The 14,900-nt window shown below is 60.2% G+C and carries 10 protein-coding genes; 5 read left to right on the forward strand and 5 right to left on the reverse strand.

What is annotated here, in order from left to right:
* Positions 1–28: 28 nt before the first annotated feature.
* The 3 genes from ACIQAL_RS10525 (at position 29) to ACIQAL_RS10535 (ending at position 5,390) form a co-directional block, all read left to right on the forward strand.
* Positions 29–1,816, forward strand: coding sequence for an ABC transporter ATP-binding protein (locus ACIQAL_RS10525; RefSeq protein WP_401145321.1), 1,788 nt, complete (start codon positions 29–31; stop codon positions 1,814–1,816).
* A gap of 274 nt (positions 1,817–2,090) precedes the next feature.
* Entirely contained in the window at positions 2,091–4,556 is a 2,466-nt protein-coding gene (locus ACIQAL_RS10530; RefSeq protein WP_401145022.1) for an EAL domain-containing protein, read from the forward strand.
* Positions 4,557–4,592: 36 nt separating this feature from the next.
* Entirely contained in the window at positions 4,593–5,390 is a 798-nt protein-coding gene (locus tag ACIQAL_RS10535) for an iron-containing redox enzyme family protein (protein ID WP_166596666.1), read from the forward strand.
* Positions 5,391–5,396: 6 nt separating this feature from the next.
* Here ACIQAL_RS10535 and ACIQAL_RS10540 read toward each other — a convergent pair whose 3' ends face one another.
* From ACIQAL_RS10540 to ACIQAL_RS10560, 5 genes are all read right to left on the reverse strand, one after another.
* Complete coding sequence (locus ACIQAL_RS10540; RefSeq protein ID WP_401145024.1) at positions 5,397–6,323, reverse strand: GGDEF domain-containing protein; 927 nt, start codon at positions 6,321–6,323, stop codon at positions 5,397–5,399.
* Positions 6,324–6,692: 369 nt separating this feature from the next.
* Positions 6,693–7,439, reverse strand: coding sequence for a YciK family oxidoreductase (locus ACIQAL_RS10545; protein ID WP_401145026.1), 747 nt, complete (start codon positions 7,437–7,439; stop codon positions 6,693–6,695).
* A gap of 251 nt (positions 7,440–7,690) precedes the next feature.
* Positions 7,691–8,362, reverse strand: coding sequence for an N-acetylmuramic acid 6-phosphate phosphatase MupP (gene mupP / locus ACIQAL_RS10550; RefSeq protein ID WP_401145028.1), 672 nt, complete (start codon positions 8,360–8,362; stop codon positions 7,691–7,693).
* 3 nt (positions 8,363–8,365) lie between these two features.
* The gene (ubiG, locus tag ACIQAL_RS10555) at positions 8,366–9,064 is read right to left on the reverse strand and encodes a bifunctional 2-polyprenyl-6-hydroxyphenol methylase/3-demethylubiquinol 3-O-methyltransferase UbiG (protein WP_166596670.1); all 699 of its coding nucleotides are present in this window, start codon (positions 9,062–9,064) and stop codon (positions 8,366–8,368) included.
* A gap of 81 nt (positions 9,065–9,145) precedes the next feature.
* Positions 9,146–10,474, reverse strand: coding sequence for a TRZ/ATZ family hydrolase (locus ACIQAL_RS10560; RefSeq protein ID WP_401145030.1), 1,329 nt, complete (start codon positions 10,472–10,474; stop codon positions 9,146–9,148).
* Positions 10,475–10,702: 228 nt separating this feature from the next.
* Between ACIQAL_RS10560 and mtnA the strand changes: the two genes are divergently transcribed.
* Together mtnA and gyrA are read left to right on the forward strand one after the other, a co-directional pair.
* Positions 10,703–11,779 (forward strand): S-methyl-5-thioribose-1-phosphate isomerase, encoded by a 1,077-nt coding sequence (mtnA, locus tag ACIQAL_RS10565; protein ID WP_401145032.1) that lies wholly within the window; start codon positions 10,703–10,705, stop codon positions 11,777–11,779.
* 305 nt (positions 11,780–12,084) lie between these two features.
* Complete coding sequence (gene gyrA / locus ACIQAL_RS10570; protein ID WP_401145033.1) at positions 12,085–14,898, forward strand: DNA gyrase subunit A; 2,814 nt, start codon at positions 12,085–12,087, stop codon at positions 14,896–14,898.
* Positions 14,899–14,900: the final 2 nt, after the last annotated feature.

A 14,900-nucleotide genomic window follows, 5' to 3' on the forward strand; every position in this document is an offset into this window, starting at 1 on the left:
ACGCCCGCTCCCCAACGCCGAGAACCCACTGGCCAAAGTGGATCGGCTTGATTGGGCGCAGATCCGCGCACTGGCGCTGCATCACAAGAAGGCCTTGTGGATCGCCAATGGCGTAGCCGTCCTGGCGGTGCTGTGTTCGGTGCCGATCCCTCTCTTGCTGCCGTTGCTGGTGGACGAAGTCCTGCTGGGCAAGGGCGATGCCGCGTTGCTGTTCATGCAGCGCTTCCTGCCGGACAGCCTGCACAAACCGGTGGGTTACATCGGGCTGATGCTGGTCGCCACGCTGTGCCTGCGGCTCGGGGCGCTGGTGTTCAACGTGATTCAGGCGCGCTCGTTCGCCGGGCTGGCCAAGGACATCGTCTATCGCATTCGCATTCGCCTCATCGAACGTTTGAAGCGGATTTCCCTCGGCGAATACGAAAGCCTGGGCAGCGGCACGGTGACGGCGCACTTGGTGACCGACCTGGACACGCTGGACAAGTTCGTTGGCGAAACCCTGAGCAAATTCCTCGTCGCCATGCTCACGTTGACCGGTACCGCCGCGATTTTGGTGTGGATGCACTGGCAACTGGCCTTGTTGATTCTGTTGTTCAATCCGTTGGTGATTTTCGCCACGGTCAAACTGGGCAAGCGCGTCAAACACCTCAAGAAGCTGGAAAATGACAGCACCTCGCGGTTCACTCAGGCGCTGACCGAAACCCTCGATGCCATTCAGGAGATCCGAGCGGGCAATCGCCAGGGCTATTTCCTCGGCCTGCTTGGTGGGCGCGCCCGGGAAGTGCGGGACTACGCCGTGGCGTCGCAGTGGAAAAGCGATGCGTCGAGCCGTGCCAGCGGGCTGTTGTTTCAGTTCGGCATTGACATTTTTCGCGCCGCCGCGATGCTCACCGTGCTGTTTTCCGACCTGTCGATCGGCCACATGCTCGCGGTGTTCAGCTACCTGTGGTTCATGATCGGTCCGGTCGAGCAACTGCTGAACCTGCAATACGCGTTTTACGCCGCAGGCGGCGCGCTGACCCGGATCAACGAATTGCTCGCCCGCGCCGACGAGCCGCAGTACGAGGGCGGTGTGAACCCGTTCGCGGGGCGCGACACCGTCAGTATCGATGTTCACGGTGTGTGCTTTGGCTACAACGAAGAGCGCGTGCTGGACCAACTCGACCTGTCCATCCAGCCTGGCGAAAAAGTCGCCATCGTCGGCGCAAGTGGTGGAGGCAAAAGCACGCTGGTGCAGCTGTTGCTGGGGCTTTACAGTCCGCAATCCGGGACCATCCGCTTTGGCGGCGCACGCCTCGAAGACATTGGCCTGGAAACGGTGCGGGAAAACGTCGCCATCGTGCTGCAACACCCGGCGCTGTTCAACGATACGGTCCGCGCCAACCTCGCAATGGGCCGCGAGCGCACGGACGAGGCCTGTTGGCAAGCGCTGGGAATCGCGCAACTGGACGCCACGATTCGTGCCTTGCCGCTCGGGCTGGACAGCGTCGTGGGACGTTCGGGTGTGCGGCTGTCCGGTGGGCAACGGCAGCGACTGGCCATTGCTCGCATGGTGCTGGCCGACCCCAAGGTTGTCATTCTCGACGAAGCCACCTCAGCGTTGGACGCGGCGACCGAGTACAACCTTCATCAAGCCCTGAACCGCTTTCTCAGCGGTCGTACGACGCTCATCATTGCCCACCGTCTGTCTGCCGTTAAGCAAGCCGATCGAGTATTAGTCTTCGACGGTGGTCGAATCGCTGAAGACGGCGATCATCAGCAGCTCATTGCCGATGGCGGCCTCTATGCACGGCTGTATGGGCACCTGCAACAGCTCTGATACAGCTGGTCGGTTTTTCACACATGTTGTCTCAAATGGCGTATCGCCACTGGAACACGTCAATTCTTGGGCTACGCTTGAGCGCTGTGTTCAATGAAAATGTGAAAAGCGTCATATTTACGTCTCTCGCTTCTCCGATTGCTGTTTAAGCGGCTATCTTGAAGGGGTGAGAGTTGACCGCTGCATCGTGGAAAATTAGCCGAGTCTCTTGAGCTTCAGGCAGGCGCCTGGGCCGGGGAAGTGAGTATCTGGCAGTGCTGATGAAAGGGACACCATGAAGCAAAAGCGGATTCTCGAGAAGCCCCGTCTTCTGGGCATCGTTTGGCCATTTATCGCTGTGGTGCTGTTACAGGCGCTCTTGGGTTGCGTCAGCCTTTATATGATGTCGGCGGTGCGCAGCTACGTGGGTGGAGAGAGTCTCTGGTCCAAAGGGCAAAAGGACGCCATTTATTACCTGAACCTCTACGCCAATAGCCGCGACGAACTCAATTACCAGAAATACCAGAAAGCCATCGCCATTCCCCAGGGCGGCCACGACCTGCGGGTCGCGATGGATCAACCCGAACCGGACATTGCCCGCGCCAACGCGGGGATTCTGCAGGGTGGTAACCATCCCGACGACGCTCAGGGCATCATCTGGCTCTACCTGAATTTCCGCCATTTCAGCTACCTGGAAAAAGCCATCGACCTGTGGAAGATCGGCGACAGCTATCTGGTGCAGTTGGACGAAGTCGCTCGCGAGATGCACGGGCGCATTGTCGATGGCAGTGCCACCAACGCTGACGTGATGGAGTGGCGACACCGGATCAACGCCATCAACGAGGGCGTCACCCCTGCCGCGATGGCGTTCAGCGATGCCCTCGGAGAAGGTTCGCGGGTCATCTTGCGGATTCTGGTGGTGGTCAACCTGACTACCGCGATTTTCCTGATTCTGCTCGCGCTCCTTCGCACTCATAAGTTGCTGGAACAACGCCACGCGTTTGCCCTTGCTCTGCAAACCGAGAAGGAGCGGGCGCAAATCACGCTGGAGTCCATTGGCGACGGCGTCATCACCACCGACGTCGACGGGTCCATTGCCTACATGAACCCCGCTGCCGAACAAATGACGCACTGGAAGACCGGGCAGGCCACCGGTCTTCCGCTCGCCGCGCTGTTCAACCTGATCGATGAGAACGATCAGAAGGAGAGCGCGACCCTTATCGACCACATTCTCAGCGGCAAATTGGGGGGCGGCAGCGAAAACGCCAAGCTGATCCAGCGTCTGGACGGCAGCACGGTCTCGGTCGCGCTGGTGGGCTCGCCGATCCGCACCGAAGGGAAGGTCAGCGGCGCCGTGTTGGTCTTGCACGACATGACCCAAGAGCGGCAATACATCGCCAATCTCTCGTGGCAAGCGACCCATGATGCGTTGACCGGCCTGGCCAACCGCCGCGAGTTCGAATACCGGCTTGAACTGGCGTTAAGCGGTCTCGGGCATCATCCGGGCAATCATGCCGTGATGTTCCTCGATCTGGATCAGTTCAAGCTGGTCAACGATACCAGCGGCCACGCAGCGGGCGACGAATTGCTCAGGCACATCTGCGCATTGCTGCAACAGGGGATTCGCGAAGGCGACACGTTGGCGCGGCTGGGCGGTGACGAGTTCGGCATTCTGCTGGAACATTGCGCGCCCGACGCGGCGGAGCGGATCGCCGAAGGCCTGCGTCAGACCGTGGAAAGCCTGCACTTCGTGTGGAAGGGGCGTCCGTTCGTGACCACCGTGAGCGTGGGGATGGTGCACATTTCCGACACGCCTACGACCCTGGAAGCCTCGCTGCGCTCCGCCGACATGGCGTGCTACATGGCCAAGGAAAAAGGCCGGAACCGGGTGCAGGTGTATCACGACGACGATTCGGAGCTTTCCACGCGCTTTGGTGAAATGGCCTGGATTCAACGCCTGCACATGGCACTGGACGACAACCGTTTCTGCCTGTACTCGCAGGAAATCGCGCCGTTAAGTCGAGAGGCGGCCCATGGCAATGGCCACGTAGAGATCCTGCTACGGTTGCGCGACGAATCCGGTCGCCTGATCCTGCCCGACAATTTCATCCCTGCTGCCGAGCGCTACGGCATGATGACGACCCTGGATCGCTGGGTGGTGCAGAACGTTTTCAAGATCATCTCCGAGTGTTTGAATGACAATCACCGCAAGGGCCCGATGGCGGTCTGTGCAATCAACTTGTCCGGCACCAGTATCGGCGATGACGCCTTCCTCGAATATTTGCGACAGCAGTTCCAAATCTACGCAATTCCTCCTGAACTTATCTGTTTCGAAATCACCGAAACCAGTGCGATCGCTAATTTGGGCAGTGCTATTCGGTTCATTAACGAACTCAAAAGTCTGGGATGCCGTTTTTCTCTGGATGACTTCTGTGCAGGCATGTCGTCATTCGCTTACTTGAAACACTTGCCTGTGGATTTCTTGAAGATTGATGGCAGTTTCGTAAAAGACATGCTCGACGATCCGGTCAACCGGGCGATGGTGGAAGTGATCAACCATATCGGGCACGTGATGGGCAAACAGACGATCGCTGAGTTCGTCGAAAGCCCCCAGATAGAGCAGGCGTTATTGGAAATCGGTGTGGACTACGCTCAGGGGTACGTTATCGAGCGACCGCAATTATTCACCTGTGAATGTCTGCACGCACGGCCCGCGAGGCAGACCCCAATGTTATTCAGCGCACCCGGGACATTTCGCTGAATAACCCGATGCAACACAAACATAAGGAGCTACACAGTGATCGATATGTTCATTAGAACCGGTCCGCTGATGGATGCCAGCAGTTACCCCGCTTGGGCACAGCAATTGATCGAGGATTGCAGTGACGCCAAGGCACGCGTGGTAGGGCATGAACTTTATCAACGTATGCGAGATGGTCAGCTGAGTTCGAAGACCATGCGCCAGTATCTGATTGGCGGATGGCCTGTCGTTGAACAGTTTGCGGTTTACATGGCGCATAACCTGACCAAAACCCGTTTCGCCCGTCATCCCGGCGAAGACATGGCGCGTCGCTGGTTGATGCGCAATATTCGGGTTGAACTCAATCATGCCGATTACTGGGTAAATTGGAGCGCGGCCCATGGGGTCACGCTGGAGGACCTGCAAGCGCAGCGCGTTCCGTCGGAGTTGCACGCACTGAATCACTGGTGCTGGCACAGCTGTTCGTCGGAGCCGCTGGTCGTCGCGATCGCAGCGACTAACTATGCCATCGAAGGCGCGACCGGTGAGTGGTCTGCTGTCGTATGCTCACAAGAGACATACGCAGATTTGTTCCCGCCGGAGTTGCGAAAGCGCGCGATGAAGTGGCTGAAAATGCACGCTCAATATGACGATTCCCACCCTTGGGAAGCCCTGGAAATCATTTGTACGCTGGCCGGCAATCACCCCAGCGAGCAATTGCAGGCGGACCTCAGGATGGCGATCTGCAAGAGTTATGAGTACATGTACCTGTTCCTGGAACGGTGCATGGTGTTGGAACGGCCGCAGGAAGCGAAAGCCCCTGCGTTCGATCGCCGATTCGCTGTTCGCGCCTGAGCCTGATCAGCCAGCCATTTCGAGGCGATTGCGGCCTTGGCGCTTTGCAGCGTACAGGGCCGTGTCAGCGCGACGCACCAGGCTGTCGGTGGATTCCCCCGGCAGCAGCGTCGAGCAGCCCAGGCTGACGGTCAGTTCCACCGGGCTTCCGTTGACCGGGTACGTGAGTTGCAGTGCCGCATGACGCAGGCGTTCGCCTACCAGTGCGGCTGACTCACGACCGGTATTGGTCAGCACGATCAGAAATTCTTCCCCGCCAAATCTGAACACTTGATCGATGTTGCGCAGGCGGTCCTTGATCGCATCCGCGACCGCTCTCAGGACTTCATCGCCCGTGGCATGGCCATGGGTGTCGTTGATGCCTTTGAAATGATCGATGTCCAGCATCAGCACCGACAGCGGCTGTTGCTGACGTCGGGCAATTTCGATTTCCCGGGTCAGGGATTGCTCCATGGCAATCCGGTTGCCCGCGCCCGTCAGCGGGTCGCGCAGCGCACTCAGGCTGGCGCTGCGATACAGCAGAGCGTTACGCAGCGGGTACAGCAGGCTGGTCAGCAGGGATTCAAGCTGAGCCAGTTCGTCTTCGCTGAAACGTTGATCCCGCTGAAACGCCAACTCGCCCATCTGCTCGCCTTCATACGTCATGCGGTAGTTGGCGTTGTGCCGTGCCCGCTCACCGAACTCCAGACGCAGGTCCGTGCCCAGGTGCTTGTAGATGAGCGCGTCGAGGGGGATGACTTGGCTCACGTTGTGAAAAAACATCGAGAGAATCTTGTCTGCTTCGAGGCTGGTCTGCAGTTGCAGGGCGAGGCGACGTTGCAGCTGGTCATAGTCCAGAAGCGGCTGCGCTGGCGTCTGCGCGTGAGCGAACCCAAAGCGTTGCAGCCTTGCACTGTCAAAATCGATGGCATTGGTTCTTGTTGGAAAACTCATGTTTTCGCTCCTGCGCCTCTCTTCGGGCCTGACGTTGACAGAGCGAAAGTCATGCCAATTCGAACGTTCGGTCGGATCATCATAGAAATCAGACGGTTAGCGTCAAGGAGGGCTGATGGACAGCTCACTCGCGCCTTGGAATTGACTAACGTACCGGATCACAGGCCGAGGGACTACAAAGAGGCGACGGAAAACCGCCGAGAGGAGGGTTGGCAACGAGCCGACCGCGCGGACTCAGGTTGGCATCGGGACTTTCTGTGGGAGCGAATTCATTCGCGAAGGGTAGGCCAGGCGAAGCATCTCTATCGCCTGGTCTATTTTTCGCGAATGAATTCGCTCCCACAGGGGGCCGCAGCCTGTAGCTGATGGCTATTTGGTCTGCGCATCGAACGCCTGGCCATTGATCCCCGAACTGTCCGGCCCCATCAGGTACAGGTACACCGGCATGATCTCTTCAGGCGTCGGGTTGTTCAGCGGGTTTTCCGCAGGATAGGCCTGTGCGCGCATGTCGGTGCGGGTGCCGCCGGGGTTGATGCTGTTGGCGCGCACCGAGGCCACGTCTTCCAGCTCGTCAGCCAGGGTCTGCATCAACCCTTCGGTGGCGAATTTCGATACGCCATAGGCGCCCCAATACGCACGGCCCTTGCGCCCGACGCTGCTGGAGGTGAACACCACCGAGGCATCTTGAGACAGTTTGAGCAAGGGCAGCAGCGCGGCCGTGAGCATGAACATCGCGTTGACGTTGATGTGCATCACCCGCATGAAGTGCTCGCCGGACAGCAGTTCGATGGGCGTGCGCGGGCCAATGATAGACGCGTTGTGCAGCAGGCCGTCGAGGCGTCCGAATTCGGTTTCGATCATCGCCGCCAGTTCGTCGTACTGATGGGGCAGGGCGGTTTCCAGATCGAAGGGAATCACGGCAGGTTGAGGATGGCCTGCGGCTTCGATCTCATCGTAAATAGCGGTCAGGTTCGCTTCGGTCTTGCCCAGCAGCAGCACCGTCGCACCGTGGGCCGCATAGGTTTTCGCGGCAGCAGCCCCGATGCCACGGCCCGCGCCGGTCACCAGAATGATGCGTTCCTTGAGCAGCTCGGGGCGGGCGGAGTAATTGAACATGGGAGCCTCGCTTTGGGTATGTCCTTGAAGTGTGGGGCGCCGCAGTCTGCTTCTGCCGAAGGCGTAGGAGCAAGCTTGCTCGCGATCTGGCGCGAAGCGGCAGCAAAACCGGCGGATGCAGTACATCTGATACAACCGAGGTGTCAGGTTTTACGACTGCTGCGGTCGAGCGCGACCCCGGCAGATCGCGAGCAAGCTTGCTCCCACGCCCTTCGGGCAGAATCAGAAGCGGCCTACGCCACTGAAAGCCCTCAGCAACTGCACAGCGCATTGTCCAGCACCCGCCGCAATTCCAGCGGGTGATCCACCACCACGTCCGCGCCCCAGTGGTCGGGGTTGTCGTGGGGATGAATATAGCCGTAGCGCACAGCCGCCGTTTTGGTGCCCGCGTCGCGGCCCGACTCGATGTCGCGTAAATCATCGCCCACGAACAGCACGCTCGCCGGGTCCAGATCGAGCATCTTGCAGGCCAGCAGCAACGGCTCGGGGTCCGGCTTGCTCTTGGTCACGTGGTCCGGGCAGATCAGCACCGCAGAGCGTCCGCTGAGCCCCAACTGATCCATGATCGGCTGCGCGAAACGCACCGGTTTGTTGGTCACCACGCCCCAGATCAGCTTGGCTTTTTCGATGTCGGCCAACAATTCGGCCATGCCGTCGAACAACCGGCTGTGGACGGCGCAATCCTTCTGATAGCGCTCCAGAAACTCCAGGCGCAGCGCCTCGAATTCCGGCTCATTCGGCGACATCGCAAACGCCGCCGCGACCATGGCCTTGGCGCCGCCCGAGATTTCATCACGAATCAGCTTGTCTTTCACCGGGGGGAATCCACGCTCGGCGAGCATCGCCTGACAAATCGCGATGAAGTCCGGTGCGGTGTCGAGCAGCGTGCCGTCCATGTCGAAGAGAACCGCTCTGAGGCGCATGACTCAAGCCCCCTTCAGCGTCTGGATCATGTAATTGACGTCGACGTCCGAAGCCAGTTTGTAGTGCTTCGTCAGCGGGTTGTACGTCAGGCCAATGATGTCCTTCACCTCCAGACCTGCCTGACGGCTCCATGCGCCCAATTCGGAAGGGCGGATGAATTTCTTGAAGTCATGGGTGCCGCGAGGCAGCAGGTTCATGATGTATTCCGCGCCGATGATCGCGAACAGGTACGCCTTCGGATTGCGGTTGATGGTGGAGAAAAACACCTGGCCGCCCGGCTTGACCATCTTGTAGCAGGCGCGAATCACCGAGGACGGATCGGGCACGTGCTCCAGCATTTCGAGACAGGTCACGACATCGAATTGCTCGGGCATTTCTTCAGCCAGGGCTTCGGCAGTGATCTGGCGGTATTCGACGCTGACGCCGGATTCCAGCTGATGCAACTGGGCAACTGCCAGCGGCGCTTCGCCCATGTCGATGCCGGTCACCGTGGCGCCGCGCAGGGCCATCGCCTCGCTGAGAATGCCGCCGCCACAACCGACGTCCAGCACCTTCTTGCCCGCCAGACTGACGCGCTCGTCGATCCAGTTCACCCGTAGCGGGTTGATGTCGTGCAGTGGCTTGAACTCACTGTTGCGGTCCCACCAGCGATGGGCCAGCGCTTCAAATTTGGCGATTTCGGCGTGGTCGACGTTGCTCATGTGTGATCCCTCTAAAACGTGAAATTCGGTGTCCGATCACGGCGCGTGGCCCTGATCGTGAAAAAAGGTGTGCGCCCGTCGTCAGCCCTTGGCGGCGATGAGGTTGCCCCAGGCCTTGGCGGTCCTGATCAGCGCGTCTTCATCCATGCGTGTCAGGCGCTTGTCTTGCAGCAATTGTTTGCCGCCGACCCACACGTGGGTCACGCAATCCCGCCCACTGGCGTAGATCAACTGGGACACCGGGTCGTACACCGGCTGCTGCGCCAGACCCGACAGGTCAAACGCGGTCATGTCCGCTGCCTTGCCGAGTTGCAGCGACCCGGTCTGGTCTTCGATGCCCAGGGCGCGCGCGCCGTTCAATGTCGCCATTCGCAGCGCCCTGTGGGCGTCCAGCGCGGTGGGGGAACCGGCGACGGCCTTGGCCAGCAACGCGGCAGTGCGGGTTTCGCTGAGCAAATCCAGATCGTTATTGCTGGCCGCGCCATCGGTGCCGATCGCCACGTTGACGCCCGCTTGCCATAGCCGCTCGACCGGACAAAAGCCACTGGCCAGCTTCATGTTCGACTCGGGGCAGTGAATCACGCTGGAATTGGTTTCTACCAGCATGGCCAGGTCGTCATCGCTGATCTGGGTCATGTGCACGGCTTGAAAACGCGGGCCCAGCAGGCCCAGGCGATGCAGCCGCGCCAATGGCCGCTCATTGCATTGTTGAACAGCCTCGCTCACTTCAAAGGCGGTTTCATGAACGTGCATGTGAATGGCAGCGTCGAGTTCGTCGGCGATGACCCGGATTTTTTCCAGGTTTTCATCGCTGACGGTGTAGGGCGCGTGCGGCCCCATGGCGATGCGGATGCGGTCGTGATGGGCCATGTCGTTGAACAGTTCGATGCCGATGTGCAGCGCTTCATCGGGATTGCGGGCACCGGGTATCGGGAAATCCAGCACCGGCACTGTGATCTGTGCGCGAATGCCACTGTTGTGCACGCGTTCGGCGGCGACTTTCGGGAAGAAATACATGTCAGAGAAGCATGTGATGCCGCCCTTGAGCTGCTCGGCGATGGCGATGTCGGTGCCATCGCGCACGAAGTCTTCGTCGACCCACTTGCCTTCGGCTGGCCAGATGTGGTCCTGCAGCCAGGTCATCAGCGGCAGGTCATCGGCCAGCCCGCGGAAGAGGGTCATCGCCGCATGGCCGTGGGCGTTGATCAGACCGGGGCTGAGCAGCATGCCGGGCAGCTCGCGCACTTCCCGGGCGTTTTGCCGCAAGGCTTCGGCCTTGGGGCCGATATACGCGATGAGGCCGTCACGAATGCCGATTCCGTGTTTTTGCAACACGACGCCAGCGGGTTCGACCGGCACCAGCCAGTCCGGCAGGAGCAAGAGGTCGAGCGGGGCAGCGGAATCAGGCATGGGGACGGGCTTCCAGTGGCGCAATACAGGGACGGCGAAGTATACCCGAGCGTCTTGGCGGGCGGCTCGCTATAATCGGCGGCTTTTTCAGCTGCTGGCCTTTTGATTTCTGGCATCCGAAACAAATTGTGGGAGCGAGCGAGCTCGCGAAAGCCAAGGTTCGATCACCGCAATGATTCGAATGTTCTGAGCGCCCTGGTCTTCAAAATTCATCATGTGGGGTGTGCAATGCGCGATCAGTTACTGGCCGCAGAAAAGGTCAAGGCCATCGAGTGGCGGGATGGCACGCTGTACCTGCTGGACCAGCGCGTCCTGCCCTTTGAGCAGACCTGGCTGGCGTATCACACCGCTGAAGGGGTCGCCGAAGCCATCCGCAGTATGGTCGTGCGCGGCGCGCCCGCCATCGGCATCGCGGCGGCCTATGGCCTGGTTCTTGGTGTGTTCGAGCGCTACGCCCGGGGCGGCCACTGGCAAATGGCGCTGGAAGAGGATTTCGATCTATTGGTCAACGCCCGACCCACGGCTGTCAATCTGTTCTGGGCGCTGAACCGCATGCGCGAGCGCTTGTATCGGATCAAAGAGGGCGACGACCCGCGTCCGGCCATGGAAGCCGAGGCGGTAGCGATTCACCTCAGCGACCGTGAAGCCAACCTGACCATGGCGCAGCTCGGCGTGGACCTGATTCGCAAGCATCAGGGCAACCTACAAACCGTGCTGACCCACTGCAACGCCGGCGCGCTGGCGACGGGCGGATTCGGCACGGCCCTCGGCGTGATTCGCGCTGCCTATATAGAAGGCATGATCGAGCGCGTGTACGCCGACGAAACCCGCCCATGGCTGCAAGGCTCTCGCCTGACCGCCTGGGAGCTGGCCAATGAAGGCATCCCGGTGACCGTGACCGTCGATTCGGCTGCCGCGCACTTGATGAAAACCAAGGGCCTGACCTGGGTCATCGTCGGCGCCGACCGCATCACCGCCAACGGGGATGTCGCGAACAAGATCGGCACCTATCAATTGGCCGTCGCGGCAATGCACCATGGCGTGCGTTTCATGGTGGTCGCGCCGAGTTCGACCATCGACTTGAACCTCGCCACCGGTGAAGACATTCCCCTCGAGGAGCGCGACGGCAGCGAGATTCTGAACGTAGGCGGCCAGCGCCTCGGCGCCGAGGTCGACGCGTTCAATCCGGTGTTCGACGTGACGCCTGCGGACCTGATCGACGCCATCGTGACTGAAAAAGGCATCGTCGAACGTCCTGACACAGCAAAAATGGCCCAGCTGATGTGCCGTAAACGCTTGCATTGATCACTTTGTCGCAGGCGCTACCGGCCAGCCGGGTCAGCGCTAAAGGGGCCTGTGAGCGCTTCTCAGGCCGCTGATGGCGAAATGGCGTGTTTGCAGAGCGCTCAAATGCTGCGTGTCCGACGACGTTTGTGGTAACATCCGGCGGTTTCCAAGGGGGCGCATTGCGGCCCCCTTCACTGCGCAAATCCATGGCTTAACTCGCTGATTTGTCGTAAGTCGTCGCCAGGCAATCGCCGGCGGCGGCGAGCTTCGTTCATCCCGGATGGATGTGCGAGGTTTCACCAGAAAAAGGAATCGAGCTTCTCATGGGCGAACTGGCCAAAGAAATCCTACCGGTCAATATCGAAGACGAGCTGAAGCAGTCCTACCTCGACTACGCGATGAGCGTCATCGTCGGACGAGCTCTGCCCGATGCGCGCGACGGCTTGAAGCCCGTGCACCGGCGTGTACTGTACGCAATGAGCGAACTGGGTAACGACTGGAACAAGCCGTACAAGAAATCCGCCCGTGTGGTCGGTGACGTCATCGGTAAGTATCACCCTCACGGTGACACTGCGGTCTACGACACCATCGTACGTATGGCCCAGCCTTTCTCCCTGCGCTACCTGCTGGTAGACGGTCAGGGCAACTTCGGTTCGGTGGACGGCGACAACGCCGCGGCCATGCGATACACCGAAGTGCGTATGACCAAGCTGGCCCACGAACTGCTGGCGGACCTGCACAAGGAAACCGTCGACTGGGTGCCCAACTACGACGGCACCGAGCAGATCCCGGCGGTCATGCCGACCCGTATTCCCAATCTGCTGGTCAACGGCTCCAGCGGTATTGCCGTGGGCATGGCGACCAACATTCCGCCGCACAACCTCGGTGAAGTCATCGACGGTTGCCTGGCGCTGATCGACAACGGCGACCTGACCGTTGACGAACTGATGCAGTACATTCCCGGCCCTGACTTCCCGACGGCGGGGATCATCAACGGCCGTGCGGGTATCGTCGAAGCCTACAAGACCGGTCGTGGCCGCATTTACATGCGCGCCCGCTCCCTCGTCGAAGACATCGACAAGGTCGGCGGTCGCCAGCAGATCGTCATCACCGAGCTGCCGTATCAGCTGAACAAGGCGCGTCTGATCGAGAAGATCGCCGAGCTGGTGAAAGAGAAGAAACTCGAAGGCATCACCGAGCTGCGCGATGAGTCCGACAAGGACGGCATGCGCGTGGTCATCGAACTGCGTCGCGGCGAAGTGCCTGAGGTCATCCTCAACAACCTCTACGCCCAGACCCAGCTGCAAAGTGTGTTCGGCATCAACATCGTTGCGCTGATCGACGGCCGCCCACGGATTCTGAACCTCAAGGACCTGCTGGAAGCCTTCATTCGTCACCGCCGCGAAGTCGTCACCCGTCGCACGGTGTTCGAACTGCGCAAGGCCCGTGAGCGTGGTCACATCCTCGAAGGCCAGGCCGTTGCCCTGTCGAACATCGACCCGGTCATCGAACTGATCAAGGCGTCGCCGACCCCCGCCGAAGCGAAGGAAGGCCTGATCAACACGCCGTGGGAATCGAGCGCCGTGGTCGAGATGGTCGAGCGCGCAGGCGCCGAATCGTCCCGCCCGGAAAACCTCGACCCGCAATACGGTCTGCGTGACGGCAAGTATTTCCTGTCGCCGGAACAGGCACAGGCGATTCTGGAACTGCGTCTGCACCGTCTGACCGGTCTGGAACACGAAAAACTGCTGACCGAGTATCAGGAAATCCTGACCCAGATCGGCGAGCTGATCCGCATCCTCAACAGCTCCACGCGCCTGATGGAAGTCATCCGCGAAGAGCTGGAACTGATCCGTGCCGAATACGGCGATGTCCGCCGCACCGAGATTCTCGATGCGCGTCTGGACCTGACCCTGGGCGACATGATTCCGGAAGAAGAGCGCGTCGTGACCATCTCCCACGGCGGTTATGCGAAGACTCAACCGCTGGCCGTCTATCAGGCTCAGCGTCGCGGCGGCAAAGGCAAATCGGCTACCGGCGTCAAGGATGAGGACTACATTGCTCACCTGCTGGTCGCCAACAGCCACACCACGCTGCTGATGTTCTCTAGCAAAGGCAAGGTGTACTGGCTCAAGACCTACGAGATTCCGGAAGCGTCCCGCGCGGCCCGTGGTCGTCCGCTGGTCAACCTGCTGCCGTTGAGCGAAGGCGAATACATCACCACCATGCTGCCGGTCGATCTGGAGGCCATGCGCAAGCAGGCTGACGAAGAAGAGGCCGAAGGCGTGGAAACCGATGTCGAAGACATCGAGAACAGCAACGAGACCGAAGAAGAGCGTAAGGCGCGTATCAAGGCCGCAGACAAGAAGAAGGCTCCGTTCATCTTCATGTCCACCGCCAACGGTACGGTCAAGAAGACCCCGCTGGTGGCGTTCAGCCGTCAGCGCAGCGTCGGTCTGATCGCGCTGGAGCTGGACGAAGGCGACATCCTGATTTCCGCAGCCATCACCGACGGCGAGCAGGAAATCATGCTGTTCTCCGACGGCGGCAAGGTCACCCGCTTCAAGGAATCCGACGTTCGCGCCATGGGCCGTACGGCACGCGGTGTGCGTGGCATGCGTCTGGCCGAAGGGCAGAAGCTGATTTCCATGCTGATCCCGGAAGAAGGCAGCGAGATTCTCACCGCCTCCGAACGTGGCTACGGCAAGCGCACGGCAATCACTGAGTTCCCTGAATACAAGCGTGGCGGTCAGGGCGTTATCGCCATGGTCAGCAACGAGCGTAACGGCCGTCTGGTCGGCGCGGTTCAGGTGCAGGACGGCGAAGAGATCATGCTGATCTCCGATCAGGGCACCCTGGTTCGCACCCGTGTCGACGAAGTGTCGAGTCTGGGCCGTAACACTCAGGGCGTGACCCTGATCAAACTGGCGAAAGACGAGAAACTGGTCGGCCTGGAGCGTGTTCAGGAGCCGTCCGAAGTCGAAGGTGAAGAGCTCGAAGGCGAAGAGCTGGAAGGCGAAGCGTTGAACGGCAGCGTGCTGGACGGCGAGATTGTCGATCTGTCCGAGGCCGACGCTGACGAATCGGCCAGCGATCTGCAAGCCGATGCTGCTTCCGACGAAGAACCGCAGGACTGATA

This window comes from Pseudomonas sp. NPDC088368, from assembly GCF_044753445.1.
Taxonomy (GTDB): Bacteria; Pseudomonadota; Gammaproteobacteria; order Pseudomonadales; family Pseudomonadaceae; genus Aquipseudomonas; species Aquipseudomonas bambusae.

Excerpts from the sequence above, each read along its gene's own strand:
- ACIQAL_RS10540 (WP_401145024.1), bottom strand. The coding sequence starts at position 6,323 with ATGAGTTTTCCAACAAGAACCAATGCCATCGATTTTGACAGTGCAAGG.
- ACIQAL_RS10530 (WP_401145022.1), top strand. The coding sequence starts at position 2,091 with ATGAAGCAAAAGCGGATTCTCGAGAAGCCCCGTCTTCTGGGCATCGTT.
- ACIQAL_RS10545 (WP_401145026.1), bottom strand. The coding sequence starts at position 7,439 with ATGTTCAATTACTCCGCCCGCCCCGAGCTGCTCAAGGAACGCATCATT.
- mtnA (WP_401145032.1), top strand. The coding sequence starts at position 10,703 with ATGCGCGATCAGTTACTGGCCGCAGAAAAGGTCAAGGCCATCGAGTGG.
- ACIQAL_RS10560 (WP_401145030.1), bottom strand. The coding sequence starts at position 10,474 with ATGCCTGATTCCGCTGCCCCGCTCGACCTCTTGCTCCTGCCGGACTGG.
- mupP (WP_401145028.1), bottom strand. The coding sequence starts at position 8,362 with ATGCGCCTCAGAGCGGTTCTCTTCGACATGGACGGCACGCTGCTCGAC.
- ubiG (WP_166596670.1), bottom strand. The coding sequence starts at position 9,064 with ATGAGCAACGTCGACCACGCCGAAATCGCCAAATTTGAAGCGCTGGCC.
- gyrA (WP_401145033.1), top strand. The coding sequence starts at position 12,085 with ATGGGCGAACTGGCCAAAGAAATCCTACCGGTCAATATCGAAGACGAG.